This is a genomic window from Photobacterium kishitanii (genome assembly GCF_003026355.1).
GTDB lineage: Bacteria > Pseudomonadota > Gammaproteobacteria > Enterobacterales > Vibrionaceae > Photobacterium > Photobacterium kishitanii.
Window position 1 is genome coordinate 1 of sequence record NZ_PYON01000049.1, and the last position, 847, is coordinate 847.

The 847-nt window shown below is 46.0% G+C and carries 1 protein-coding gene; it reads left to right on the forward strand.

From position 1 onward, the window contains the following. Positions 1 to 847, forward strand: an 847-nt coding sequence (locus tag C0W29_RS21715) for a hypothetical protein (RefSeq protein WP_158260039.1), incomplete at both ends; no start/stop codon positions are given.

Here is an 847-nt window from a genome sequence, read left to right on the forward strand (position 1 = left end):
TTAAAGATGGTAGCGATGCTGCAGGTAATGAGCAGGGGCAAGTGACGATCACCGAAGGGGATTTAACCCCGCAGGGTAGCGAACACGGCTACCCAGTATCTGGCACTACCACCATTGCGATTGAAGCCGGTGCAGACCGTCTCGATCCAACAAAAGTGACCATCGATCCAAAACAACTGACATCGCTAATCACTGAATTAGAATCAGAGTTAACCACTGGTGATCATCAAGCGATCAGTTTTCATTATAACAGTGCAACGGGTGAGTTAATTGGTTTAACAGCCAATGGCGAGCTGGTTGTGACGGTATCATTGTCAGCAGTACAAGCGGCGAATGGTCATGATGTGGCGGTTAATGTCACCATCACTCAAGAAAAAACGTTAAATCACACCGATAACGGTAACCAAGGTTTAGTTGATAGTGTGAACGATAAGATCACTATCGATGTACCGATTCAGGTGCAAGATACCGATGGTGACTGGCTGCAAAAACCGGCCAATGTTGATATCACGATTAAAGACGGCGCTAACCCAGAGTTTGGTACTGATACTGGCACTACGATTAATGAATCAAGCCAACAAGGTCAGATTATCCATGGTGAAGTGCCATTAGATATTGGCTCAGATGCGATTCATCAGATTGATTTCAACGCAGAGCAGCCAAGTTTAAGCACTATCACCAGTAATGGTGAAGCCACCACCTTTACTGTAGAAGGCAATGTGCTAACCGTGGTTGATAGCCACGATAAGCCCGTGATGGTGGTAACTATTGCCACCGATGGCTCTTACACGGTTGAAGTCACCGGTTCGATTGACCAAGATGCGGCTGATATTGCCAATATTAGCTT